This window comes from Roseomonas genomospecies 6 (assembly GCF_008365375.1).
Lineage (GTDB): Bacteria > Pseudomonadota > Alphaproteobacteria > Azospirillales > Azospirillaceae > Azospirillum.
Genome location: NZ_QOKW01000003.1, coordinates 1 through 24,145, shown reverse-complemented (window position 1 = coordinate 24,145; position 24,145 = coordinate 1). Strand labels below are relative to the sequence as shown.

Here is a 24,145-nt window from a genome sequence, read left to right as displayed (position 1 = left end):
CGGGGGATGTTTCCATGGTCAGCGCTTCGGAGCGCCCACCGGGCGCAGTTCGTGCAGCAGCCAGACCAGTCCAGTCACCAGCAGGATCGCGCCCGCCTGATGGGCGGCGGCCAGGGGAATCCACACGAAGCTCAGCAGCGTGGCGATGCCCAGCCCGATCTGCGCCAGCACCATCGCCGCGGTCAGCAGAGCCACCCGCCCGGCGCGGCCCGGCAGGCGGGCCAGCCACACCCGCAGGGCCAGCCACAGCACCGCCACGCCGGTCAGCAGGGCCAGCGCCCGGTGCATCAACTGGATGGCCGCGGTGTTCTCGACGAGGTTGATCCACCAGGGCGTCAGGTTGGCGACCTCCGGCGGGACGATGTGGCCGGCCATCAGCGGGAAGGTGTTGTAGGCAAGCCCGGCGTCCGTTCCGGCGACGAAGGCGCCCCAGACGATGGTGACCCCGGTCAGCCCCAAGGCCCAGCGCGCGTGCCGGCGCAGCCGGCCGGACTCTGTCGCCCAGCCCGCCAGCGGCAGCGGGTCGAGCAGCCCCAGCGCCGTGCGCAGCAGAAGCCCGTAGATCAGGATCGCCGTTCCGAGATGCAGCGCCAGCCGGTAATGGCTGACCTCGGGCCGGTCGACCAGCCCGCTCTTGACCATGTACCAGCCGATCCCCCCCTGAAGCCCGCCCAGAAGGAACAGCCCGGCCAGCTTCGGCCACAGGTCGGCGGGGATGCGGCCGTTGATCCAGAAGCGCAGGAAGGGGATCAGGAAGACGAACCCGATCAACTGACCCCACAGCCGGTGGAACCATTCCCACCAGAAGATTTGCTTGAAGGCCGCCAGATCCATGGCGGAGTTGTAGACGCGATATTCCGGCGTCGCCTGATACAGGCCGAACACGCGGTTCCACTCCGCCTCCGACAGGGGCGGCAGGATGCCGATCAGCGGCCTCCACTCCACCATCGACAGGCCGGACTCGGTCAGGCGCGTGATGGCGCCGATCACCGCCATGGCGAAGACCATGGCGCAGCAGACCAGAAGCCAATAGGCGATGGGGCGGGTGGAGGCGGGCGAGCGGACGTCTTTCCCGGCGAGGACGGGGGCGGTGATGTCGGTCACGGACGGGCGGCTCCGGATGATGCGGAAAAGTTCCGGGGGGATAGGGACCTCCGGCTCATGTGGGGTGCGGCGCCGGCTGCGTCAAACGGACACGGGTTACCCCGCCGCGGCGATGGCGGGTTTCGGGTGAAGGCGCCGGGTTGCGGGTGTTACAAAGATCAGTCTAACCAACGGTTTCGGATGCGGGGCGGCGATGGCGGACCTCACCCTCGGCTTCGGTCTGGCGTTCCACGAGCTTTATGCGGAGGACGGGCTGGCCCGGCTCGACCGCGTCTTTCTGGCCCGGCTGTCCGACACGGACCTCCCGCTCGCCAACCGGCTGCTGTCCGCGCGCGCCCAGCCCGACCGGCTGGAGGCCAAGGCCGAAAGCGACCTTCTGATCGCGCTTGCCCCCCACCTGGAAGATTTCATCGGCGAGCTGTTCGGCATCCGCGTCGCTCTGGATGGGCTGCGCGCCCGCCATACGGAGCTGGCGCCGCTCTACACCGCCAAGCGCCTGTTCGTTCAGCGCCGCGCCGCCAAGGCGGTGAAGCCGGAGGAGGCCGCTTCGCTCGACGGGGCGGAACTCGCCGCGCGGCTGGAGGACTGGCTGGGCGGCCCGCTGACCGAGGCCGGCTTCGCCCGGCAGGTGCTGGCCTGGATGGAGGACGAGGCCGCCCACGCCGACCAGTTGGACAGCGCCGCCCGATACGCCGCCTGGGCCGTCTTCAGCGAGGCCGGGCGCGCCCGGCACGGCGGCGGCGTGCTGTTCCAGGTGCCGCACCGGACCGACCCGGAGCGTCTCGTCTCCGTGGAGACGGTGGAACTGCACGGCGTCACCATGATGCGCCTGCCCGAGATGCGCTTGCCTGGCGGGGCGTGCCGCGAGCGGCAGGGATTCCACCTGACCGACCCCGGCACCGATCTGGCCGGGGCGCTGGACGAGGCCAACTACTGCATCTGGTGCCACAACCAGGGCAAGGACAGTTGCTCCAAGGGCCTGCGCGACCGCAAGACGGGCGCGTTCCAGAAGAGCGCCTTCGGCGTCACGCTGGCCGGCTGCCCCTTGGACGAGAAGATTTCCGAGATGCACGCGCTGAAGGCCGAGGGCGTGCCCGTCGGGGCGCTGGCCGTGGTGGTGGTGGACAACCCCATGTGCGCGGCCACCGGCCACCGCATCTGCAACGACTGCATGAAGGCCTGCATCTATCAGAAGCAGGAGCCGGTGGACATCCCGCAGGCGGAAACCCGCACGTTGAAGGACGTGCTGGAACTGCCCTGGGGCTTCGAGATCTACAGCCTTCTGACGCGCTGGAATCCGCTGGACCTGCGCCGCCCGCTGATGCGCCCGGACAGCGGCTGCAAGGTGCTGGTGGCCGGGCTGGGACCGGCGGGCTTCACCCTGGCGCACCATCTGATGAACGACGGCCACACGGTGGTCGGCATCGACGGGCTGAAGATCGAGCCGCTGCCCGCCGACCTCTCCGGCGTCCTGCCCAGCGGCACGCGGGTTCCCTTCCGGCCCATCCGGAACGTGCGGGACCTTTACGACCGGCTGGACGAGCGGGTCATGGCCGGCTTCGGCGGGGTGGCCGAGTACGGCATCACCGTGCGCTGGAACAAGAATTTCCTGAAGGTGATCCGGCTGCTGCTGGAACGCCGGTCGCGCATGACGATCATCGGCGGGGTGCGGTTCGGCGGCACGCTGACCATCGACGGGGCGCTGGGCCTCGGCTTCGACCACATCGCCCTGTGCATGGGTGCGGGCAAGCCGACCGTCGTGCCGATGGCGAACGGGCTGGCCCGCGGGGTGCGGCAGGCGTCGGACTTCCTGATGGGGCTGCAACTGACCGGGGCGGCCAAGGCGGACAGCATCGCCAACCTCCAGGTCCGGCTGCCCATCGTGGTGATCGGCGGTGGCCTGACCGCCATCGACACGGCGACCGAGGCGCTGGCCTACTACCCCGTCCAGGTCGAGAAGTTCCTGTCCCGCTACGAGATCCTGGCGGCGGAGCGGGGGGAGGCGGCGGTGCGCGCCCGCTGGACGCCCGACGAGGCCGCGCTCGCCGACGAGTTCCTGGGCCACGCCCGCGCCATCCGGGCGGAGCGTCTTCAGGCCGGGGAGGAGGGGCGGGAGCCCCGCGTCACGGCCCTGCTGCAATCCTGGGGCGGCTCGACCATCGCCTACCGCCGCCGGCTGATCGACAGCCCCAGCTACACGCTGAACCACGAGGAGGTGGCGCATGGGCTGGCCGAAGGCATCCGCTTCCTGGAATGCGCCGCCCCGCGCGGGGTGGAGATCGACGGGACGGGGGCCGCGCAGGCGATCCGTCTGGCGATCAGCCCGGTCGGGCCGGACGGGGTGGTGGCCCCCGCCGCGGTGGACGCGCGCCTCCCCGCCCGCACCATCCTGGTCGCCGCCGGCACCCAGCCCAACACCGTCCTGGCCCGCGAGGAACCGGAGTGGATCGAACTGGACGGGCGCTTCTTCCGCGCCATCGGCGAGGACGGCAATCCGGTGACCCCGGAACGGCTGAGCAAGCCGGCGCAGGCGCATGTGCTGATGGCCAGCAGCCCGGACGGGCGGTTCCTCAGCTTCTTCGGCGACCTGCACCCGTCCTTCGCCGGCAATGTGGTGAAGGCGATGGGTGGGGCGAAGCGCGGCTATCCGGTGGTCAGCCGCGCGCTGGCCCGCCGGGCGCCCACCGCCGTGACGCCGGAGGCTCTGGTTCAGCGCCTGAACGCCGAACTGCGCCCGCTGGTGCACGGCGTCACCCGCCTGACCCCGACCATCGTGGAGGTGGTGGTGAAGGCGCCCGCCGCGGCGCGCCGTTTCGAACCCGGACAGTTCTACCGGCTCCAGAATTTCGAAACGCTGGCGCAACGGATCGGCCGGACCACGCTGGCGATGGAGGGGTTGGCCCTGACCGGAGCCTGGGTGGACAAGGAGGCCGGGCTGCTCTCCCTGATCGTTCTGGAGATGGGCGGCTCGTCCGACCTCTGTGCCCTGCTGAAGCCGGGCGATCCGGTGGTGGTGATGGGGCCGACCGGCGCCCCGACGGAGATCCCGGAGGGGGAGACGGTGGCGCTGGTCGGCGGCGGGCTGGGCAACGCGGTGCTCTTCTCCATCGGGCAGGCCTGCCGGGCGCGCGGCTGCCGGGTCGTCTATTTCGCCGGCTACAAGCGGATGGAGGATCGTTACAAGATCGAACAGATCGAGGCCGCCGCCGACCGCGTCGTCTGGTGCTGCGACGAGGCGCCGGGCTTCGCCCCCTCGCGCCCCGGCGACCTGAGTTTCGTCGGCAACATCGTGGAAGCCATGCGCGCCTACGCGGCGGGCGAGCTGGGGCCGGTGGACATTCCACTGGAGACGGTGGACCGGATCGTCGCCATCGGCTCCGACCGGATGATGGCGGCGGTGGGGGCGGCGCGGCACGGCGTGCTGAAGCCCTGGCTGAAGCCGGGCCACGCGGCCATCGGCTCCATCAACTCCCCCATGCAATGCATGATGAAGGAAATCTGCGCCCAGTGCCTGCAACGGCACACCGACCCGGCGACCGGACAGGAAACGGTGGTCTTTTCCTGCTTCAACCAGGACCAGAGCCTGGACCGCGTGGATTTCGGCAATCTGAACCAGCGGCTTCGCCAGAATGCCCTTCAGGAGAAGCTGACCGCCCAGTGGATCGACCGCGGGCTTCGGCTGACCGGCCAGCGGAAAAGGTGACGGGGGCGGTGGGCCGCCCCCGTCGGTCCGATCACGCGCCGGTCGCGGTGCTGACTTCGGCCTGCGGCAGCGGCTCCGTGGAGCCTTCGAACAGGTCGGCCTCGGCGGCGCGGCGCTTCACCAGACCGGGAAGCTGCGTCTTCACGCCGTTGACCGTGGCGTAGACCCAGCGGCCGAACTGGCCGGCGGCCCCGTCATAGTCGCCCTGGTTCAGCAGGCGCAGCAGGGTCGAGGACTGCAGGCTGCCGGCCCCCAGGTTGAACACGAAGGAGGCCAGCGCGCCGCGCTGCTGCGGGTTCAGCGGGACGGTGACCAGCTTGTCAACCTGCGCCGCGGCCGAGGTCAGGTCCGACGTCAGGAAATCGTCGGCCTGCGCGGAAGTGATGGTCTGCCCCATCTGGACCCCGGCGGTGTGGCCGTAGCCGATGGTCGGCACCCCCGCCGGGCACAGATAGGCCTTCAGGTACAGACCCTCGAAATGCTTCACAAGATTGACCGCTTCCTGGCAAACCGGCGTCGTCATGATCGTTGTTCCCCCAAGCTTTCCATGTGCGTGCATCGGCACGAACGGCTCGTGCTTTGAGGAAGCTATCTGAAGCAATAACCTTCTAGAAATGGTTTATTTTTTCACGTTCACCCGTTTAAGGAGAGGGGTGCCGGGAGTCAGTTCCAGCGAAACTCCGCTGCCACCGCGCGGGCCTCCCCCGGGGTGATCAGGCGGTTGGTCGCCAGCTTGACCGAATGCAGCTTGCCGTCCAGGTTGGCCTGCCAGAAATCCAGGAACCGGCGCAGCACCGGATAGCCGGGGGCTATGTCCAATTCCTGCCAGAGATAGCTCTGCAACAGGTGCGGGTGGTCCGGCATGTGGTACAGAATCTCCGCCGTGGTCAGGCGGTAATCGCGAAGCTGAAGTCCCAGACTGGCCATGCGCTGCCTCCATGCTGGTGGAACCGGTAGCGTCCTTCTGCTCGGAACGTGTGACCCCGTCTTGAAAGTGTGCCGTTCGCAGGCGCGGCGGGCAACAAAAATTTTTGTTCTGTTTCAATGTGTTAGCAGCAAGATGGGCCGGCTGCTGCCAGAAATTGCCCAGGAATCGCACGGATTGCCCCAACGACCCTCTTGAATCGAAACGGCCACTCGATTAGCTGTCTGGCACTCGCCGGGGGAGAGTGCTAACAGCCCCGAGCCCGGCGCCAATCCTTTCAATAAGCCTTGATCCTGGAGGCATCCCCATGAAGTTCCGTCCGCTGCACGACCGCGTCGTCGTCAAGCGTCTGGAGTCCGACACCAAGACCAAGGGCGGGATCATCATCCCCGACACCGCGAAGGAAAAGCCCCAGGAGGGCCAGGTCATCGCGGTGGGTCCGGGCGCCCGTGACGAGAGCGGCAAGGTCGTTGCGCTCGACGTGAAGGCCGGCGACCGCATCCTGTTCGGCAAGTGGTCGGGCACCGAGGTGAAGATCGAGGGCGAGGATTTCCTCATCATGAAGGAATCCGACATCATGGGCGTCATCGAGGCCTGAGCCTCCGCCCGCGCTGAGCGATCCAACCCCCCGAAATTCAAGGATAAGTGAGCAATGGCTGCCAAGGAAGTTAAGTTCGGCGCTACCGCGCGCGAGAAGATGCTGCGCGGTGTGGACATTCTGGCCGACGCCGTGAAGGTGACGCTGGGTCCGAAGGGCCGCAACGTCGTGATCGAGAAGTCCTTCGGCGCTCCGCGCATCACCAAGGACGGCGTCTCGGTCGCCAAGGAAATCGAGCTGTCGGACAAGTTCGAGAACATGGGCGCCCAGATGGTGCGCGAGGTCGCGTCGAAGACGAACGACCTGGCCGGCGACGGCACCACCACGGCGACCGTTCTGGCCCAGGCCATCGTCCGCGAGGGCGTGAAGTCGGTGGCCGCCGGCATGAACCCGATGGACCTGAAGCGCGGCATCGACCTCGCCGTCGAGACCGTCGTGAACGACATCCGCGGCCGCGCCAAGAAGGTCACGACCAACGACGAGATCGCCCAGGTCGGCACCATCTCCGCCAACGGCGAAGCCGAGATCGGCAAGATGATCGCCCAGGCGATGGAGAAGGTCGGCAACGAGGGCGTCATCACGGTGGAAGAGGCCAAGAGCCTGGAGACCGAGCTGGACGTCGTCGAGGGCATGCAGTTCGACCGCGGCTACCTGTCGCCGTACTTCATCACCAACGCCGACAAGATGATCGCGGACCTCGAGAGCCCGTTCATCCTGCTGCACGAGAAGAAGCTGTCGGGTCTGCAGGCCCTGCTGCCGGTCCTGGAGGCCGTCGTGCAGTCCTCGCGTCCGCTGCTGATCATCGCCGAGGACGTCGAGGGCGAGGCGCTCGCGACCCTGGTCGTGAACAAGCTGCGTGGCGGCCTGAAGGTCGCCGCCGTGAAGGCCCCGGGCTTCGGTGACCGCCGCAAGGCGATGCTGGAGGACATGGCCATCCTGACCGGCGGCCAGGTCATCTCCGAGGATCTCGGCATCAAGCTCGAGAACGTCACCATCGACATGCTGGGCACCGCCAAGAAGGTCGTGATCTCCAAGGAGAACACCACCATCGTCGACGGCGCCGGCTCGGCCGAGGACATCCAGGCCCGCATCGGCCAGATCAAGGCGCAGATCGAGGAGACCACCTCGGACTACGACCGCGAGAAGCTGCAGGAGCGTCTGGCGAAGCTGGCCGGCGGCGTGGCCGTCATCCGCGTCGGCGGCGCCACCGAGGTCGAGGTGAAGGAGCGCAAGGACCGCGTTGACGACGCGATGCACGCCACCCGCGCCGCGGTGGAAGAGGGCATCGTGGCCGGCGGCGGCACCGCCCTGCTGTACGCCACCAAGGCGCTCGACGCCCTGAAGCCGATCAACGACGAGCAGCGCGTCGGCATCGAGATCATCCGCCGCGCCCTGCAGGCCCCGGTCCGTCAGATCGCCTACAACGCGGGCACCGACGGTTCGATCGTGGTCGGCAAGCTGCTGGACCAGAACGACGCCAACTTCGGCTACGACGCCCAGAAGGGCGAGTTCACCGATCTGGTGAAGGCCGGCATCATCGACCCGGTGAAGGTGGTTCGCACCGCCCTGCAGGACGCGGCCTCGATCGCCGGCCTGCTGATCACCACCGAGGCGATGATCGCCGAGAAGCCGGAGAAGAAGGCTGCTCCGGGCGGCATGCCGGGTGGCATGGACGACATGGGCGGCATGGGCTTCTGATAGCCCGCGTCTCTCGGTACGTTTGCGGAAAGGGCGGTCCCTCGGGGCCGCCCTTTTCCGTTTGGGCATCTCCCTGACGGACAGGCGGCCGCCGGACGGCGGTTTAGATTGGAACGCTTCCAAATTCGGGGGCGTTGACGATGGACCGGACGTCCATGAAGGCGTGCCGGAACGGCTTGCTGTTCAGGGGAGAATGCGATGGCTGACCAATCGAAGACTCTGACGAACCGTCAGGGCCACCCGATCACCAACAACCAATCCCAGCGCACCGTGGGAAGCCGCGGCCCGGCGACGCTGGAGAACTATCAGTTCCTGGAAAAGATCACCCACTTCGACCGCGAGCGCATTCCGGAGCGTGTGGTCCACGCCCGCGGCTTCGTCTGCTACGGCGAGCTTGAAGTGACCGGCAAGATCGGCGACGAACCGGCGTCCAAATACACCCGCGCCAAGCTGTTCCAGCAGGCCGGCAAGAAGACCCCGCTGGCCATCCGCTTCTCCACCGTCATCGGCGGACGCGATTCGTCGGAGGTGGCCCGCGACCCGCGCGGCTTCGCGGTGAAATTCTATACCGAAGACGGGAACTGGGATCTGGTCGGCAACAATCTGGCCGTCTTCTTTATCCGCGACGCCATCAAATTCCCGGACGTCATCCATTCGCTGAAGCCCGATCCGGTGACGTTCCGGCAGGAGCCGAACCGCATCTTCGACTTCATGAGCCAGACGCCCGAATCCATGCACATGCTGACGCACCTGTTCAGCCCGCGCGGGATTCCGGCCAATTACCGGCACATGGAAGGCTTCGGCGTGAACACCTACAAGATGGTGAACGCGAAGGGCGGCACGGTGCTGGTCAAGTACCATTTCCACCCGCGCTGCGGCGTCGCCTGCCTGACGGCGGAGGAGGCGGCCAAGGTGCAGGGCCACGATCTGGGCTCCGCCTCCAAGGATCTCTATGAGGCCATCGAGCGTGGCGACCATCCGCAATGGGACATGTATGTCCAGATCATGGAGGACCACGACCATCCCGAACTGGACTGGGACCCGCTGGACGACACGAAGATCTGGCCGGAGTCGGACTTCCCGCTGCGCCACGTCGGCGTCATGACGCTGAACCGCAACGTGGAGGACTTCTTCAACGAGAATGAGCAGATCGCCATGGGCACCGGCGTGCTGGTGGACGGTCTGGACTTCTCCGACGACAAGATGCTGGTCGGGCGCACCTTCTCCTACTCCGACACGCAGCGCTACCGGGTCGGCACCAACTATCTGCAACTGCCCATCAACCAGGCCAAGAACGCCGCGGTCGCCACCAACCTGTCCGGCGGCACCATGTCCTATCGGCGCGACCTGGCGCCGGGGCAGAACCCGCACATCAATTTCGAGCCGTCCATCCACGACGGGCTGAGCGAGGCCCGGCGGGAGGAACCGAACAACCCGCCGGAAATCCACGGCCGCCTGACCCGCAGCGTGATCGAGCGCCGCAACGACTACGTCCAGGCGCGGGGCCGTTACTGCACCATGATGGACTGGGAACGCGACGATCTGGTCCTGAACATGGGCACCCTGCTGGGCCAGTGCGAACGGGACGTCCAGGAGAGGATGCTCTGGCACTTCTTCCTGGTCCATGACGACTACGGCAGCCGGGTGGCCGGTATGCTGGGCATGACCGCCGCCGACGTCGCCGGGCTGCCGCCGCTGCCCAAGCAGGTGCTGACCGACGAGGATCAGAAGCGGCTGAAGTCGCTCGGCAAGAACGGCGACAAGATCGACCCGAAGGCCTGGGGCCAATGGACCGGCTCCGTCAAGGTCCATCGGGCGACGGCGGACGAGGTGACCGGCGGCATGCGGTCTGGCACCCGGAGCGGCATGGCCGGTCAGGCCGCCGCGGAATAGAGGCTACCCTGAGTTGTTGAATGAGCTTCGTCCCTAGGGGGCGGCGGGATATTCCGCCGCCCCCTTTTCATGCGCGTGTTCGGAAGGGGGAGACATAACCGTAATATGTGTACGGACATGCGGCAAGTTGCCGCGCGACACGCCTGTCACTGGTATCACCAGAAGCCTTCATGCAACAGTCATTTCGCATCAAGGAATTAGCAACAACATTAGAACACCGATAAGGGAGAAGTGCGATGTCCAAGCGTGTTGCCGTGTCCTTCGCGGCCATGCTGGCGGCCACCGTCGCCACCTTCGGCGTGCCGGCCTTCGCCGCAGCCAACGAGCCGATCCAGCCGATCGAGGCGGTCAAGTCCAACAATCCCGGATTGATCGAGCTCGGGAAGAAACTGTACTTCGATCCCCGCCTGTCCAAGTCGGGCTTCATCTCCTGCAATTCGTGCCACAACCTGTCCATGGGCGGCACGGACAACCTGAAGACCTCCATCGGCCACAATTGGCAGCAGGGCCCGATCAACTCCCCGACGGTGCTGAACTCCAGCCTGAACGTCGCGCAGTTCTGGGACGGCCGCGCCATGACCCTGCAGGAGCAGGCCGGCGGCCCGATCGCCAACCCCGGCGAGATGGGCTCCACCCACGCGCTGGCGGTCGAGGTGCTGCGCTCCATTCCGGAATATGTGCAGGAGTTCAAGGACGTCTTCGGCGAGACGAAGATCACCATCGACGAGGTGACGAAGGCCATCGCCGCCTTCGAGGAAACCCTGGTCACGCCGAACTCCCGCTTCGACAAGTGGCTGAAGGGCGACAAGAAGGCGCTCACCACCGCCGAGCTGGAAGGCTACGAGCTGTTCAAGGATTCGGGCTGCACCGCTTGCCACAACGGTTCGGCGGTCGGCGGCAACACCTTCCAGAAGATGGGCGTGGTCGAACCCTACAAGACCAACAACCCCGCCGAAGGCCGCTTCGCGGTGACCAAGGAGGAAGCCGACCGCTTCAACTTCAAGGTTCCGACGCTGCGCAACGTCGCGCTGACCTACCCGTACTTCCATGACGGCGAGGCCGCGACCCTGGCCGACGCGGTGGACGTGATGGGCCGCATCCAGTTGGGCAAGAAGTTCTCGCCCGACGAGAACGCCAAGATCGTCGCCTTCCTGAAGACGCTGACCGGTGACCAGCCGAGCTTCGCTCTGCCGATCCTGCCGCCGTCCACGGACCAGACGCCGAAGCCGCGTCCCTTCGACTGACGCGTCGGGGCTGAATGGGGCCGGGCGGCGTAAGGGCGGCCCGGCCCCATTCCTTTTCACAGGTGGTTTTCAGGGTATCGGACATGCGGTGGGGATGGAAGACGGCGGGCGGCATCGGTGCGCTCGCTCTGGCCGGTCTGGTCGGCGTCGTCGTGGGGGTGGTCGGCTGGGGTGGCTTCAACACCGTCATGGAGGCCACCAACAGCATGGAGTTCTGCATCTCCTGCCACGAGATGCGCGAAACCGTGTACGCCGAATACAAGACCTCGCCGCATTACCAGAACGCTTCCGGGGTGCGGGCGACCTGCGCCGATTGCCACGTCCCGCGCGATTGGACGCACAAGGTCATCCGCAAGGTCCAGGCGTCCGGCGAGCTGTATCACTGGCTGATCGGCTCCATCGACACCAAGGAGAAGTTCGAGGCGAAGCGGCACGAGCTGGCGCGCCGCGAATGGGACCGCATGCGGGCGTCCGACAGCCAGGAATGCCGCAACTGCCATTCCTTCGGCGCCATGGATTTCCACAAGCAGACGCCGAAGGCAGCCAGCGCCATGCAGGGCGCCGAGAAGGCCGGCAAGACCTGCATCGACTGCCACAAGGGCATCGCCCACGCCTTCCCCGACGTCACCGCCGGCCATCGCCGACTCTTCGCCGGCTTGTCGGAACAGGCCAAGGCGCTGGCCCTGAAGCCCGGCGACACCGCCTACGCCCTGACCGGCCTCGCCCTCTACACCGCGCCACCGGCGCCGGGGTCCGCCGGTGACGGCGAGATCGCTGCGGCGACTCCCGTCAAAATCCTGGCGGCGGAGGGCGGCGCCCTGGAGGTGGAGATCACCGGCTGGCAGCGCGGAAGCTCCGCCCAGACCCTCTACGCCCAACCGGGCAAGCGCATCACCACCGCCAAGCTGAGCGCCGCGGCGGCGGGGCGGGCGGAGACTCTGCGCACCGTCACCGACCCGGAGACCGAACAGGACTGGACGGAGGTCCGGCTGACCGCCTGGACCGGGGCCGGCGGCTATGCGGCCACGCTCGGCGCGCTGTGGGATTACGGCGCGCGGGTCTACGACGCCAATTGCTCGCTCTGCCACGCTCCGCACCCGCCGGGCGATTTCGGCGCGAACGACTGGATCGGCAAGATGAACGCCATGAGGCGGCTGACGAAGCTGGACGAGGAGGAGGGCCGCCTGCTCCTGACCTATCTGCAGAGCCATGCGAAGGACAGCGCGCGATGATCGCTGCGGCGAGAACCCGAAGCTGCTAAGAGGAGGTTTCTACCACGGGCCGGCACCGAACACGCCGCGCCCGACGGCAGACGACCACTTGAGAAAGAGGACCTCCGCGATGTCGACCCTGCACAAACAAGCCATGGACGCAGTCCTTCAGGCCGCCTCTCACGACATCGTCGGCACGCTCCAGGAGCGTGGCGTCACCGACAAGCACAGCGAGGAGGGCGACCTCGCCGTTCTCGACGTCGCGATCCTCCACGCCTACCGCATCTTCATGCGGATTTGCGAGGAGAACGGGCTGGAGGTGGACGCGGGCTATTTCGCCGACATGGCCAACGACCTTGCCGACGAGGTGGCCCAGGAGGACGACGCGGACTGAGCCGGTCCCGCGTCCCCGATCCCTGCTTCTTGAGCACACCGGTCCCGTCCGTGTCCGCCTGTCCCTTTGGCGAAGGCGGTGCGGACGGGACCGGTCGACACTTTTCCACCCTTCGGGGGACCCGATGACCGACGCCCCTGACACGATCTTTTCTCCCGATGCCGCCATCATCGGCGCCGGCCCGGCCGGGCTGATGGCGGCGGAGGTCATCGCCGCCGCGGGCCGGTCGGTCGCCGTCTTCGAGCGGATGCCCACCCCGGCGCGCAAGCTGCTGCTGGCCGGGCGCGGCGGGCTGAACCTGACCCATTCCGAAGCGCTGGACGCCTTCACCGCCCGCTACGGCGCGCAGGCCCCTCTGTTCGCCGATCTGCTGGCCGGCTTCTCCCCGGCGGACCTGCGGGACTGGGCGGCGGGGTTGGGGATCGAGACCTTCGTCGGCTCCAGCGGGCGCGTCTTCCCGGTGCAGATGAAGGCCTCCACCCTTGTGCGGGCGTGGTTGCGCCGGCTGGAAGGGCTGGGGGTCACCCTGCACACCCGCCACCGCTGGCTCGGCTGGGACGCGTCCGGCGCGCTGCGCTTCCAGCGCGGCGACGGCACCGAGACCACCGTCGCCCCGCGTGCCACGCTGCTGGCGCTGGGCGGGGCGAGCTGGCCGCGCACCGGCTCCGACGGCTCCTGGACGGAACTGCTGGCGGCGCGCGGGGTGGACATCGCGCCGCTGCGCCCGTCCAACATGGGCTTCGAGGTCCCCTGGTCCGATCACCTGCGCGAGCGCTTCGCCGGCCAGCCGGTCAAGAGCGTCGGCCTCGCCTTCGGCGACCGGCGGCTGAAGGGCGAGTTCGTCATCACCCGGACCGGCATCGAGGGCGGCGCCGTCTACGCGCTGAGCGCCCCGCTGCGCGACGCCATCGAGCGCGAGGGCTGGGCCGCCCTGACCATCGACCTGATGCCGGATCTGCCGGAGTCGGCGATCGCCAAACGGCTGCGCCGCCGCGGGGCGGAGTCGCTGTCCACCTTCCTGAAGAAGGCGTTGTCGCTGACCGGTCCGCGCGCCGCCCTGCTGCGCGAATTCACGCCCGCCTCCGACCTGTCCGACCCGGCGGCGCTGGCCCGTCGCATCAAGGGCCTGTCGATGGTGCTGACCGGCGTGCGGCCCATCGACCGCGCCATCTCCACCGCCGGGGGCGTCCGGCTGACGGATGTGGACGCATCGCTGATGCTGAGCCGCCTGCCGGGGACCTTCGTCGCCGGGGAGATGCTGGATTGGGAGGCGCCGACCGGCGGCTACCTCCTCCAGGGCTGCTTCGCCATGGGTGCCCGGGTGGGGAAGGGTGTGCTGGGTTATCTGGGGGGGTGAGAGGGCACTCACCGCACCGGATTGCCGTAATCATACTGCACCTGGGGCGCGCTGCCCTTGCCGGTCAGGCTCTCGATCAGCGAACCGATGCCGGAGGCCACGCCGCCCGAAGACCCACGCGTGGGGGCCGGGGCCGCCGCCGGGGTGGCGCGGGCGGGTTCGGCGATGCCGCCGGACGCGACATAGGCGGGGGCGCCCTCCATCCCCGGCAGGGGGCGGGGCGGGCGGCCGGCGTGGGCGTCCAGCATGAAGCCCTGCCACAGCTTGGCCGGCAGGGAACCGCCGGTGACCCGCTTCATCTCGGCGTTGTTGTCGTTCCCCAGCCACACACCGGCCACGAGGTCGGCGGTGAAGCCGACGAACCAGGCGTCGCGGTAGTCCTGGGTGGTGCCGGACTTGGCCGCCGCCGGGCGGTCGAGCTTCGCCGACTTGCCGGTGCCATACTCGATGACGCCGGTCATCATGCGGGTGAGCTGCACCGCGTGCGCCGGGTCCACCACCGGGGCGGAGCCGCCGGCCTGCCGCCGGTACAGGACGTTGCCGTCGCGGTCCCGGATTTCGGCGATGGCGTAGGGCCAGACCGGCGCGCCGCGGTTGGCGATGCCGGCATAGCCGCGGGTCAGCTCCAGCAAATTCACTTCGCTGGTGCCCAGCGCCAGCGACAGGTCCTTGCCCATGGGCGAGTTGATGCCCAGCCCCGCCGCCACCCGGCGCACCCGCTCCACCCCGATGCGGTCGATGATGCGGACGGTGGCGGTGTTGGACGAATGGGCCAGCGCGGTGGCCATGGTGACGGTGCCGCGGAACTTGCCGTCGTAGTTGCCGGGGCTCCAGCCGCCGATGCGGACGGGGGCGTCCTCGACCGGGCTGTCGGGCGACCAGCCGGCCTCCAGCGCGGCCAGATAGACGAAGGGCTTGAAGGCCGATCCCGGCTGGCGCATCGCCTGGGTGGCGCGGTTGAACTCGCTGGCGTCGTAATCCCGCCCGCCGACCAGGGCGCGCACCGCACCGTCGGTGGTCATGGCGACCAGGGCGCCCTGGCGCGCGTTCGCGGCGCCGCCGGGGCCGGACAGGATCTCCTCCAGCCGCTGCTCCGCCGCGCGTTGCAGCTTCAGGTCCAGCGTCGTGCGGACCACCACGTCGCCGTGGCCGGAGCCGACGAAGGCCGACACCAGCTCCGTCACCCAATCCGCGAAGTAGCGCCCGTCGCCGCCCGGCTTCCGTTTGGCCGAGGGCGGGGCGTTGCGCGCCGCCTCCAGCTCCTGTGCGGTGATGAAGCCGGCGTCCACCATGGCGGCCATCACGACGCGCGACCGCTCCGCCGCCTCGTCCGGGTTGGAGGTGGGGGCGTAGCGCGAGGGCGCCTTCAGCAGACCGGCGATGATCGCCGATTCCCGCAGTTCGAGCTGGGTCGCCGGCTTGCCGAAATAGGTGCGCGACGCCGCGTCCACGCCGAAGGTGCCCGCCCCCAGATAGACGCGGTTCAGATAGGCGGTGAGGATCTGGTCCTTGGTGAAGCGGTACTCCAGCCACAGCGCCAGCATGGCTTCCTGGACCTTGCGCTTCAGCGACTTCTCGGGCGTCAGGAACAGGTTCTTGGCGAGCTGCTGGGTGATGGTGGAGCCGCCCTGCGCCGAGCGTCCCGACCGCCAGTTGACGTAGAGCGCGCGGGCCAGACCGATGGGATCGACGCCGAAATGCGAGTAGAAGCGCCGGTCCTCGATGGCCAGCACGGCATGGATCAGATGCGGCGGCAGGTCGCGCACGCCCAGAGTCGTGCCGTGCAGGTCGCCGAAACGCGCGAACTCCGTCCCATCCGCCGCCAGCACGGTGACGGAGGCGCGCCGTTCGAACTGCGCGACCTTGGAGATGTCCGGCAGGTCCAGCGCGAACCAGCCCAGCACCCCGCCCAGCGCGATGCCGCACCACACCCCGGCGACCGTCCCGGCATAGACCAGCGTGCCGAGGATCGTCCGCCGCCGTCCGCCACCCCTGGTGCTTTTCGATGGCGCCTTCCTGGGCGGCGGGGCGGGCTTGCGCGGCTTCTCCGCCTTCGGCTTTTCGGGCTTTTCCTCTTTCGGCTTTTCCGGCTTGGGCGCGCGCTTGGGCAGACGGGGGCGCAGCGACGGCTCCTCCCCGCGCGTCTGGATGGGGCGCGGCCCCGCAAAGAGTTCGCCCGGTCGATCGTTGCTCACGGCGCGGTCGCGGCCCCCGGTAAATCCAAGCCCGATGGAATCTGTGATGGAAAGCTATACGCCGCCGCCCCGCCGCGACGAAAGAGCGCGCTCGAAAGAGATAAGATTTGTCTTGGCACCGTTGCAGATGGATGACGGGGGTGGAAGAAAAGCCGCTCCGGACTGTTGGTCCCATGGAATAAGCGTTGACGCAGCGGAGAGACTGTTCATGTCGAAGCCCCTGACCGTTTCCATTCCCCACAAGCTGGGCCGGGACGAGGCGAAACGGCGCGTGGCGGAGGGGGTGGGGCAGGCCCGCTCCCACCTCGCCGCGGTCGCCAGCAGCATGGACGATCATTGGACCGACGACCGCGTGGATTTCCGCGTGGTGGCGATGGCCCAGACCGTCACCGGATTCATCGACGTGCAGGACGACAGCGTTACCGTGGAGGTGCAGCTTCCCTGGGCGCTCGGCCTGCTGGCGAACAAGGTCAAGGACCGGCTTCAGAGCAAGGGCACCCTGCTGCTGGAAAAGAAGTAGCCAGCCCTATTCGGGATTGCCGATCAGCCCGTGCTTCTTCAGAAGCCCGCGAAGCTGGTGGTAGCCGAGCCCCAGCGCCTGGGCGGTCTGGCGCTGGTTGAAGCGGTTGCTCTCCAGCGCCGTCTTCAGAAGCCCGGATTCGAAGCGCCGCACCCGCTCCTGAAAGTCTCCGGCAGGAACCGGCGGCTCCTCCGCCACCGGTGACGGGGTGGGCGACGGCGGGGCCGCCGGGCGCCAGGAGGAGGCGAAGGGGTCGAGAAGGATCTCCTCCACCGGCCCCTCCGGGTCGGACGCGGCGACGGACCGCTCCACCGCGTTGCGCAGCTCGCGCACGTTGCCCGGCCAGCCATGGTCCAAGAGCTGCTCCAGCGCCTGCGGGGCGAAGCCGGGGAACAGGGGGCGTTCCAGCTCCCGCACCATGCCCAACGCGAAATGCTCGGCCAGCACGGGGATGTCCTCGCGCCGGGCGCGCAGCGGCGGCAGGGTCACCACGTCGAAGGCCAGCCGGTCCAGCAGGTCGGCGCGGAATTGCCCGGCCTCGGCGAGCGCCGGCAGGTCGGCGTTGGTCGCCCCGATCACCCGCACATCGACGGTCTGGGTCCGCCCGCCGACCCGCTCGATTTCCCCATACTCCACGGCGCGCAGAAGCTTCTCCTGCACGGCGGGGCTGGCCGTGGCGATCTCGTCCAGGAACAGCGTGCCGCTGTCGGCCTGCTCCACCCGCCCGATCTGCCGCCGGATGGCCCCGGTGAAGGCCCCGGCCTCGTGCCCGAACAGCTCGGAATCGAGAAGGCTCTCGGTCAGCGCGGCGCAGTTCACCTTCACGAAGGGGCGGTCCCAGCGCCGGGACAGATAGTGCAGGCGGGCGGCGATCAGCTCCTTTCCGGTCCCGCGCTCCCCGATGACCAGCAGCGGGCGCTCCAGCGGGGCGACGCGGGAGACGTGGGCAAGGGCCGCATGGAAGGCCGGGGACTCCCCCAGCAGAGGGGGTGGGCTGGGCAGCATGGTCAAATCGGAGAATGTTTGGTGGATTTCTTTACTCTATCTCCAAATCGGCGATGCTCCAAGGTCGGTCTCCGCTCCCCCACCCCAGGAAATCCAAGGATTTGCGGGGATGCCCGGCTTTGGCACGGCCATTGCGAAGAAGGGAGCCAAGCAAGGAGACCCGCATGAGCCACTACAGCGACTACCATCGCCGCTACACCCGCGAAGCCCGTCCTCTGGCGGCGCGCATCCGGACCTACCTTTCCACCCGCCCGACCGAAAGCTGGGCGTTCTTCGCCGCCGGCCTGCTGATCGCGACGATCCTCGGCTGACCCCACAGACGCTTGATCGAACCGACGCCGACCAACACGCGACCAACAACGGACACATCCCCATGAGCATCTTTTCGCGCCTGACGGACATCGTGCAGTCCAACCTCAACGCGCTGCTCGACCGCGCGGAAGACCCGGAGAAGCTGATCCGGCTCATCATCCAGGAGATGGAGGACACGCTGGTCGAGGTGCGCTCCTCCACGGTGAAGATCATCGCCGAGCGCAAGGAGATCGAGCGCCGCATCGCCGACCTGCACCGCGAACGCGATAGCTGGGACCGCAAGGCCGAGACCGCCCTGACCCACGGCCGCGAGGATCTCGCCAAGCAGGCCCTGATGGCCAAGTCCCGCGCCGCCGAGGAAGCCGAGATCCTGAGCACCCAACTGGCCCAGGTCGAAGAGGCCCTGTCCAAGTCCAACGAGGACATCGGGCGCCTCCAGGCCAAGCTGACCGACGCGAAGAACCGCGAGAAGGCGCTGGTCGCCCGCACCAAGACGGCGGCGAACCGCGTGCGCGTCCGCTCCACCCTGCATGACGAGCGGATCAACGACGCCTTCTCCCGCTTCGAGCAGGTGGAGCGCAACCTTGACGAGCTGGAAGGCCGCGTGGAAGCCTACGACGTGGGCCGCACCAAGACCCTGACCGAGGAGATCGCGGACCTGGAGGCCGACAAGAAGGTCCAGGACGAGCTGGCCGCCCTCAAGGCCCGCGTCGCCGCCCGCCGGGGAAGCTGATCGCGCACCGGCCCCATCACCAACGCGGGCGTTGAGCCCCCTCTTCCGCCGGTCGGCGGGAGAGGGGATTCCCAAACAACAAGAAAGGCCGTCCCCCGATGAGCGGTTTCAGCTTCGTCCTCGCGGTGCTCTTCATGACCGTGGTGGCACCGCTGTGGATCATCTTCCACTACATCACCAAATGGCGTGGGCAGCGCGGGTTGTCCGCCCAGGACGAACGGCTGCTGGCCGAGTTGTGGGACATCTCGAACCGGCTGGAAGGCCGCATCCACGCGCTGGAACGCGTGCTCGACGCGGAGTCACCCAATTGGCGCGACAAGCTCTGACCCTGCGCCCCGACACGACCATTCCGACCTGGACCATTCCGACCTGGACCATTCGAACCTGACGGGAGCCCGACGATGGACCGTTCTTCGCCCTACGACTCGCCAAACCCGCATCGGCTCTACCGCGATCCGCAGCGTGGCGTGGTGGGAGGCGTGTGCGCCGGCATCGCCGACTATTTCGGGTTCCGGCCCGGGCTGGTGCGGCTGGCCGTGGCGCTGGCCCTGTTCTTCTTCACGCCGCCGGTGATCCTCGCCTATGTGATCGCGGTTCTGGTCCTGCCGGTGAAGCCGCCGGCGGTCTACAGCAACCCGGAGGAGGAAGCCTTCTGGCGTGGCGTGTCGATCAAGCCCGACCGGACGCTGGCCGGCTTGACGCAACGCTTCCGCGATTTCGAAAAGCGCGTCGGAAACCTGGAAGCGCACGTCGCTTCCAAAGAGTTCGAACTCAACCGCGCGATCCGGAATCTGGACCGCTGACGACGCCCCCGAAACCCATCCGGGGCGGGGCCGACGTTCAACCGGGAACATCCAACCGCGAACATCCGACCACGGCGCTGCGGCAGGCAGCGCCGGGCGGTCAGCGCCGCCGACGGTTCCGGCTGCGCACGCGCACCGGCTTCATGGCCGGGCGGGCGGCAGCGATACCGGCGAGGGCCGCAGCCATCGCCCCAACGAGCACGACCAGATCGAGATCCATCATGGCTCCTCCGCTTGACCCGATCAGAATGACGCAACTGTGAGGCACATGGTAGCGAAAAGAGGTGATAGCAACCGTCCGACAGGCAGATGACTGCCGCCGGAGCATCCCCAAACGGGGCGGGGCGCCCGTCCGATGCATCGTTCGGGGTGCGGCCACGCCGAAAGAATGGAGAGGCCGTCACGCTTGGGATGAGGGGCGCTGACCTTCTTCACCGGTACAACAACCTGCGCATGGACCGTGGGGACTGTCCCCATTCCTTCACTCACGGCCCCGAACACTGCGGAGCCGGATCAGGGCGCGGCTGAAATCTTCGGCTCTTCCGCCATGCACACGCGATTCCGCCCGGCCAGCTTGGCGCCGTAGAGCGCGGCGTCGGCGCGGCGCAGGGTGAGTTCGATGGACGGCTCCGCGCCGTTCCATTCGGCAACGCCCAGGCTGGCGGTGATGGGGATGGTCCGCCCGTCGGTCGCCACCGGGCTTCCGGCGATGGCGGCCCGAACCCGCTCGGCCACGATGTGCGCCCCGGCAAGGTCGGTTTCCGGCAGCAGGGCGACGAACTCCTCCCCGCCGAAGCGGGCGATCTGGTCGGAGGTGCGCAGGGCGTCGCGGGTGCGGGCCACCGCGGTGCGCAGCACCTCGTCCCCCGCGGCGTGGCCGTGGCCGTCGTTCACCGCCTTGAAGTTGTCGAGGTCGAGCAGGAGGACGCTCAGCCGCCGCTTGTGACGCCGCGCCCGCCCCAGTTCGGCGGCGGCGAGGTCCAGGAAATGCCGGCGGTTCCACACGGCGGTCAAGGGATCGATGGTCGCCAGCCGCTCCAGCTTGGCGTTCGCCGCCTCCAGCGCGTGGGTGCGTTCGGCGACGCGGGCCTCCAGCGTCTCGTTGGCCTCGCGCAGCCGCTCGTACAGGCTGACGTTGGCGAAGCTGATGGCGATCTTGGAGGCGAACACCTCGACCAGCCCGCGATCCACCTCGTCCAGCGGGCGGTCGGTGTGTATCCAGGCCGCCACCTCGTGGCCGTCCGGAACGCGGATGAACAGGGTCGTTTCGTTGGGGCCGTAATGGCTCCGGCGGCTGCGGAAGGCTTCGGTGATTCGTCCCGCGAGGTCCGGCGGGATGACCGCCCCGGCCGGCAAGGCCGTCCGCCCCGCGGCCTCGGCGTAGCAGCCGGCCCCGGCCAGCACGTAGAAGGCGCCGTCCGGCAGGGGGTGGCCGGTGGCGCCGCGCTGGGCGCACAGGATCGCGTTGGGCTTCACCCGCAGGAAGGCCGAAAGCTGGGTCAGCACGCCGGCGGCGAACTGCTGCATGGAGCGCAGCTCGAACAGCCGGTCGGTGGATTGGATGATCTGCTGGAGTCCGCGGCGGTTGGTCTCCAGCGCCACGATGTCGGCGTAGGCGCGCAGGGCCGAGACGACGGAGGTGAACAGCTTCTTCGCCGTCAGTTCCGCCTTCGACTTGTAGTCGTTGATGTCGTAGCCGAGGACGACGTCCTCCTCCGGCGCCTGGCCGGGCTGGCCGGTGCGCAGGATGATGCGGATGGCGTGGTTGTTCATCTCGTCGCGGATGGTGCGGACCAGCCGCAGCCCGGCATCGTCCGTCTCCATCACCACATCCAGCAGGATGATGGCGACGTTGGGGGTGCAGTCCAGGATGGCCGCGGCCTCGCCCGCCGACAGGGCGCTGATGAGCGACAGGCGCCGCCCCTTGTAGCGCAAGCCCCCCAGGGCCAGCCGGGTGACCGCGTGAACCTCCGGATCGTCGTCCGCGATCAGCACGATCCACGGCTCCGCCCTGTCTTCGGGCGGTGGCGGCAGATCGTCGTCTGCGAACAGAAGGTCGGTTCCCATGCTGCGCGTTCCGCCCGTCCTGCCGGTTGCCGGCCAACAACCGGTTCCCCGGCGGTGCCGGCCAGGGTTTGCCACGCGGATTGCTGTCACCCAGCGGTAACCGATGCAACTTCACCTGCGCAACGGGTTCGTTGTCCTTACGAAGTGATTATCGTCCTCTCTCAACCGAGGGTCCGGGGGCATCGCTTGACCACGATCAAAGCGGGCGGAGCGTGCGGGCGGGCAGAATGCGTTGAAACGGGATGGCCGAATGCCATCTTTCCGCAAGACTGTGGAGCGGGTGTTGGGAATGTTGAATCGGCGGATGTTTCTCACGGCCATGGGGGCGAGCCTGACGGTGGGCGCCCTGGCCATCGCGGTGCGCGGCATGGCCGGCATCGACTCCGCTTCGGCCTCCACCGGCGCGGCCAAGCCCGAAGTGACGGTGTGGAAGTCGCCGAGCTGCGGCTGTTGCGGCGGTTGGGTGGACCATATGCGGGCCGCCGGCTTTCCGGTGACCGTGCACGACGTGGACGATGTGGAGCCGGTGAAGGCGCGCCTCGGCGTGCCCGCGCGGCTTCAGTCCTGCCACACCGCGCTGGTCGGCGGCTACGCCCTGGAAGGCCATGTGCCCGCCGACAGCGTGCTGCGGCTGCTGCGCGAACGCCCGGCGGCGGTCGGGCTTGCCGTTCCCGGCATGCCGCAGGGCTCGCCCGGCATGGAGACGGGGGTGAAGGACCCCTACGACGTCGTTCTGTTCGGCGCGGCGGGCGGCGACAGCGTGTACGAGCGGCGCTGACGCTTCGGGGATAAGCCCAATACACCATGCCCGCAGGGCTTGCGCTTCCGTTCCTTCCTTCCAACGGCTGATTGCTTGGCTGGAAGGGGGGAACGGCGTGACCACGGCATTCGATATCGTCATCATCGGCTGGCTGAACGGCTACAGCCGCGCCAGCATGGCGGCGGACAAGACCATCTACGTCATCGCCCAGAGCGACCTTCTGAAGGGCGGCGTGCTGATGGCCCTGCTGTGGTGGTGCTGGACCCGGCGCAGCGGGCGGCTGATCGGGCCGGACCTCTACGCCTTGCGGACCATCGTGGGGGCGCTGCTCGCCATCGCCATCGGGCGCGGGATGCAGAACTTCCTGCCGATGCGCCTGCGCCCGGTCCACGATCCGGAGCTGGGCTTCGTCATCCCTTATGATGTGAACGCCTGGGCGGTGGACGGCTGGAGTTCCTTTCCCAGCGACCACGCCGTCCTGTTCTTTGCGCTGGCCGCGGCCCTGTGGTGGTCGAACCGTCTGGTCGGGGCCTTCGCCTTCCTGTGGACGCTGGTGGTGATCTGCCTGCCGCGCGTCTATCTGGGCCTTCACTTCCCGACCGACATCCTGGCGGGCGGGGTGGTCGGTGTCCTCATCATGACGGCGGTGCTGGCCGTCCCGGTGCCGGAGCGCCTGACCCGCCGCGTCCTGCATTGGCAGGAGACACAGCCGGGGATCGTTTACGCGCTGGCCTTCCTCGTGACCCTCCAGATGGCGACCCTGTTCGCCAACGCCCGGCGGCTGATCGAAGGGGCGATGACCGTCCTTTTGGGCTCGTGATGCGGTGCAGCGAAAAAACGCTCGCCGCTGAAAAAACCTCTTGCCGGGCTATTCCAACCCGCCTATAACCCGCCTCCCACGACGCCGGGGCCGCTGAGAAGCGGGACGGCGGCAAGGGAACGGAAGATGAGACGAAGTAAAGTTTGGCCGGCGTGAAAACAAAGGCTTGACAGAGCAAGTCGAAGCTTCTAGATACAGCGCCCCGACGCGCCGCACCGGACCCCGGTGGCGCAGCGCGGAACGGGCAGCGGTCCTTACCTGAGGATCGCGGGATCTTGGAAATCGTTGATACCGTGTTGTGAGAAGGGATGCGCAGGCGGCGGTATGGACCGTTGGCCGCGGGTTGGTTCCGGATGGAGCCGGCATCGCGGGTCGCTTGAGCATCTCGGTCAAGCAGTAAGAGACGAACAGTTTCGAAGGCTTGGGTGAGGTCGCTTTGAGCGGCCCTGTCAAGTGGGCTCGGTCTTCGGATCGGGGGCCCAGCTTGAACCTGAGAGTTTGATCCTGGCTCAGAACGAACGCTGGCGGCATGCCTAACACATGCAAGTCGAACGAGGGCTTCGGGGCCCTAGTGGCGCACGGGTGAGTAACACGTGGGAACCTGCCTTTCGGTTCGGGATAACGTCTGGAAACGGACGCTAACACCGGATACGTCCCCCAGAGAGATTTGGGCGGAGAAAGTTTACGCCGAGAGAGGGGCCCGCGTCCGATTAGGTAGTTGGTGGGGTAATGGCCCACCAAGCCGACGATCGGTAGCTGGTCTGAGAGGATGATCAGCCACACTGGGACTGAGACACGGCCCA

General features: G+C 68.0%; 22 protein-coding genes and 1 rRNA gene. 16 read left to right on the top strand and 7 right to left on the bottom strand.

The features are described 5' to 3' along the window. Positions 1-18: 18 nt before the first annotated feature. Positions 19-1,104: a COX15/CtaA family protein gene (locus tag DS843_RS04675; protein WP_149467731.1), complete on the bottom strand. Its 1,086-nt coding sequence runs from the start codon at positions 1,102-1,104 to the stop codon at positions 19-21. Between the two features lie 193 nt (positions 1,105-1,297). On the opposite strand from DS843_RS04675, the gene DS843_RS04670 reads away from it, so the two are divergent. Next, positions 1,298-4,807, top strand: coding sequence for a pyridine nucleotide-disulfide oxidoreductase (locus DS843_RS04670; protein ID WP_149467730.1), 3,510 nt, complete (start codon positions 1,298-1,300; stop codon positions 4,805-4,807). A 31-nt stretch (positions 4,808-4,838) separates the two neighbouring features. Here the strand turns inward: DS843_RS04670 and DS843_RS04665 are convergent, their stop codons facing one another. Further along, positions 4,839-5,330, bottom strand: a complete 492-nt coding sequence (locus DS843_RS04665) for a lysozyme (protein WP_149467729.1) — start codon at positions 5,328-5,330, stop codon at positions 4,839-4,841. Between the two features lie 140 nt (positions 5,331-5,470). Beyond that, positions 5,471-5,734, bottom strand: a complete 264-nt coding sequence (locus tag DS843_RS04660) for an usg protein (protein ID WP_149467728.1) — start codon at positions 5,732-5,734, stop codon at positions 5,471-5,473. 305 nt (positions 5,735-6,039) lie between these two features. On the opposite strand from DS843_RS04660, the gene groES reads away from it, so the two are divergent. From groES to DS843_RS04625, 7 genes are all read left to right on the top strand, one after another. After that, on the top strand, positions 6,040-6,330 hold the full coding sequence (gene groES / locus DS843_RS04655) for a co-chaperone GroES (RefSeq protein WP_109329221.1): 291 nt from the start codon (positions 6,040-6,042) through the stop codon (positions 6,328-6,330). 54 nt (positions 6,331-6,384) lie between these two features. Next, entirely contained in the window at positions 6,385-8,028 is a 1,644-nt protein-coding gene (gene groL / locus DS843_RS04650) for a chaperonin GroEL (RefSeq protein WP_149467727.1), read from the top strand. 198 nt (positions 8,029-8,226) lie between these two features. After that, on the top strand, positions 8,227-9,921 hold the full coding sequence (locus tag DS843_RS04645; RefSeq protein WP_149467726.1) for a catalase: 1,695 nt from the start codon (positions 8,227-8,229) through the stop codon (positions 9,919-9,921). A gap of 236 nt (positions 9,922-10,157) precedes the next feature. Continuing rightward, complete coding sequence (locus DS843_RS04640) at positions 10,158-11,165, top strand: cytochrome-c peroxidase (RefSeq protein WP_149467725.1); 1,008 nt, start codon at positions 10,158-10,160, stop codon at positions 11,163-11,165. An 83-nt stretch (positions 11,166-11,248) separates the two neighbouring features. Beyond that, complete coding sequence (locus DS843_RS04635; protein WP_149467724.1) at positions 11,249-12,397, top strand: NapC/NirT family cytochrome c; 1,149 nt, start codon at positions 11,249-11,251, stop codon at positions 12,395-12,397. A 109-nt stretch (positions 12,398-12,506) separates the two neighbouring features. After that, positions 12,507-12,770 carry a hypothetical protein gene (locus DS843_RS04630; protein ID WP_149467723.1) on the top strand — a complete coding sequence of 88 codons (264 nt, stop codon included), beginning with the start codon at positions 12,507-12,509 and terminating at the stop codon, positions 12,768-12,770. A gap of 124 nt (positions 12,771-12,894) precedes the next feature. Further along, positions 12,895-14,127, top strand: a complete 1,233-nt coding sequence (locus tag DS843_RS04625) for a BaiN/RdsA family NAD(P)/FAD-dependent oxidoreductase (protein ID WP_149467722.1) — start codon at positions 12,895-12,897, stop codon at positions 14,125-14,127. A gap of 8 nt (positions 14,128-14,135) precedes the next feature. On the opposite strand, the gene DS843_RS04620 is transcribed toward DS843_RS04625, so the two are convergent. After that, on the bottom strand, positions 14,136-16,322 hold the full coding sequence (locus tag DS843_RS04620; protein WP_149467721.1) for a transglycosylase domain-containing protein: 2,187 nt from the start codon (positions 16,320-16,322) through the stop codon (positions 14,136-14,138). 208 nt (positions 16,323-16,530) lie between these two features. On the opposite strand from DS843_RS04620, the gene DS843_RS04615 reads away from it, so the two are divergent. Beyond that, positions 16,531-16,842, top strand: coding sequence for a polyhydroxyalkanoic acid system family protein (locus DS843_RS04615; RefSeq protein ID WP_014239097.1), 312 nt, complete (start codon positions 16,531-16,533; stop codon positions 16,840-16,842). 6 nt (positions 16,843-16,848) lie between these two features. Here DS843_RS04615 and pspF read toward each other — a convergent pair whose 3' ends face one another. Continuing rightward, a complete protein-coding gene (pspF, locus tag DS843_RS04610) occupies positions 16,849-17,847 on the bottom strand; it encodes a phage shock protein operon transcriptional activator (protein ID WP_149467720.1) in 999 nt (332 codons plus the stop codon). Between the two features lie 164 nt (positions 17,848-18,011). Here pspF and DS843_RS31050 point away from each other — a divergent pair, with 164 nt between their 5' ends. The 4 genes from DS843_RS31050 to pspC all read left to right on the top strand — a co-directional run bounded on the left by DS843_RS31050 (position 18,012) and on the right by pspC (position 19,695). Next, positions 18,012-18,158: a hypothetical protein gene (locus tag DS843_RS31050; RefSeq protein WP_167525198.1), complete on the top strand. Its 147-nt coding sequence runs from the start codon at positions 18,012-18,014 to the stop codon at positions 18,156-18,158. 62 nt (positions 18,159-18,220) lie between these two features. Next, the gene (gene pspA / locus DS843_RS04605) at positions 18,221-18,892 is read left to right on the top strand and encodes a phage shock protein PspA (RefSeq protein WP_149467719.1); all 672 of its coding nucleotides are present in this window, start codon (positions 18,221-18,223) and stop codon (positions 18,890-18,892) included. Positions 18,893-18,990: 98 nt separating this feature from the next. Beyond that, complete coding sequence (gene pspB, locus DS843_RS04600; RefSeq protein ID WP_094307183.1) at positions 18,991-19,218, top strand: envelope stress response membrane protein PspB; 228 nt, start codon at positions 18,991-18,993, stop codon at positions 19,216-19,218. A gap of 75 nt (positions 19,219-19,293) precedes the next feature. Further along, positions 19,294-19,695, top strand: coding sequence for an envelope stress response membrane protein PspC (gene pspC / locus DS843_RS04595; protein WP_149467718.1), 402 nt, complete (start codon positions 19,294-19,296; stop codon positions 19,693-19,695). A 100-nt stretch (positions 19,696-19,795) separates the two neighbouring features. Here the strand turns inward: pspC and DS843_RS31735 are convergent, their stop codons facing one another. Together DS843_RS31735 and DS843_RS04590 are read right to left on the bottom strand one after the other, a co-directional pair. After that, the gene (locus DS843_RS31735; RefSeq protein ID WP_286191930.1) at positions 19,796-19,918 is read right to left on the bottom strand and encodes a hypothetical protein; all 123 of its coding nucleotides are present in this window, start codon (positions 19,916-19,918) and stop codon (positions 19,796-19,798) included. A gap of 290 nt (positions 19,919-20,208) precedes the next feature. Beyond that, positions 20,209-21,762, bottom strand: a complete 1,554-nt coding sequence (locus tag DS843_RS04590) for a diguanylate cyclase (protein WP_149467717.1) — start codon at positions 21,760-21,762, stop codon at positions 20,209-20,211. A 304-nt stretch (positions 21,763-22,066) separates the two neighbouring features. On the opposite strand from DS843_RS04590, the gene DS843_RS04585 reads away from it, so the two are divergent. From DS843_RS04585 to DS843_RS04575, 3 genes are all read left to right on the top strand, one after another. Continuing rightward, the gene (locus DS843_RS04585; protein ID WP_149467716.1) at positions 22,067-22,540 is read left to right on the top strand and encodes a DUF411 domain-containing protein; all 474 of its coding nucleotides are present in this window, start codon (positions 22,067-22,069) and stop codon (positions 22,538-22,540) included. 97 nt (positions 22,541-22,637) lie between these two features. Continuing rightward, the gene (locus DS843_RS04580; protein ID WP_149467715.1) at positions 22,638-23,342 is read left to right on the top strand and encodes a phosphatase PAP2 family protein; all 705 of its coding nucleotides are present in this window, start codon (positions 22,638-22,640) and stop codon (positions 23,340-23,342) included. A 486-nt stretch (positions 23,343-23,828) separates the two neighbouring features. Then, positions 23,829-24,145: ribosomal RNA gene (locus DS843_RS04575) — 16S ribosomal RNA — on the top strand; the annotation flags it as partial.

Coding starts and splice junctions, on each gene's coding strand:
- DS843_RS04585 (WP_149467716.1), top strand. CDS start 22,067: ATGTTTCTCACGGCCATGGGGGCGAGCCTGACGGTGGGCGCCCTGGCC.
- DS843_RS04590 (WP_149467717.1), bottom strand. CDS start 21,762: ATGGGAACCGACCTTCTGTTCGCAGACGACGATCTGCCGCCACCGCCC.
- DS843_RS04615 (WP_014239097.1), top strand. CDS start 16,531: ATGTCGAAGCCCCTGACCGTTTCCATTCCCCACAAGCTGGGCCGGGAC.
- DS843_RS04635 (WP_149467724.1), top strand. CDS start 11,249: ATGCGGTGGGGATGGAAGACGGCGGGCGGCATCGGTGCGCTCGCTCTG.
- DS843_RS04625 (WP_149467722.1), top strand. CDS start 12,895: ATGACCGACGCCCCTGACACGATCTTTTCTCCCGATGCCGCCATCATC.
- pspA (WP_149467719.1), top strand. CDS start 18,221: ATGAGCATCTTTTCGCGCCTGACGGACATCGTGCAGTCCAACCTCAAC.
- groES (WP_109329221.1), top strand. CDS start 6,040: ATGAAGTTCCGTCCGCTGCACGACCGCGTCGTCGTCAAGCGTCTGGAG.
- groL (WP_149467727.1), top strand. CDS start 6,385: ATGGCTGCCAAGGAAGTTAAGTTCGGCGCTACCGCGCGCGAGAAGATG.
- pspB (WP_094307183.1), top strand. CDS start 18,991: ATGAGCGGTTTCAGCTTCGTCCTCGCGGTGCTCTTCATGACCGTGGTG.
- pspF (WP_149467720.1), bottom strand. CDS start 17,847: ATGCTGCCCAGCCCACCCCCTCTGCTGGGGGAGTCCCCGGCCTTCCAT.
- pspC (WP_149467718.1), top strand. CDS start 19,294: ATGGACCGTTCTTCGCCCTACGACTCGCCAAACCCGCATCGGCTCTAC.
- DS843_RS04670 (WP_149467730.1), top strand. CDS start 1,298: ATGGCGGACCTCACCCTCGGCTTCGGTCTGGCGTTCCACGAGCTTTAT.
- DS843_RS04640 (WP_149467725.1), top strand. CDS start 10,158: ATGTCCAAGCGTGTTGCCGTGTCCTTCGCGGCCATGCTGGCGGCCACC.
- DS843_RS31735 (WP_286191930.1), bottom strand. CDS start 19,918: ATGATGGATCTCGATCTGGTCGTGCTCGTTGGGGCGATGGCTGCGGCC.
- DS843_RS04665 (WP_149467729.1), bottom strand. CDS start 5,330: ATGACGACGCCGGTTTGCCAGGAAGCGGTCAATCTTGTGAAGCATTTC.
- DS843_RS31050 (WP_167525198.1), top strand. CDS start 18,012: ATGAGCCACTACAGCGACTACCATCGCCGCTACACCCGCGAAGCCCGT.
- DS843_RS04630 (WP_149467723.1), top strand. CDS start 12,507: ATGTCGACCCTGCACAAACAAGCCATGGACGCAGTCCTTCAGGCCGCC.
- DS843_RS04645 (WP_149467726.1), top strand. CDS start 8,227: ATGGCTGACCAATCGAAGACTCTGACGAACCGTCAGGGCCACCCGATC.
- DS843_RS04660 (WP_149467728.1), bottom strand. CDS start 5,734: ATGGCCAGTCTGGGACTTCAGCTTCGCGATTACCGCCTGACCACGGCG.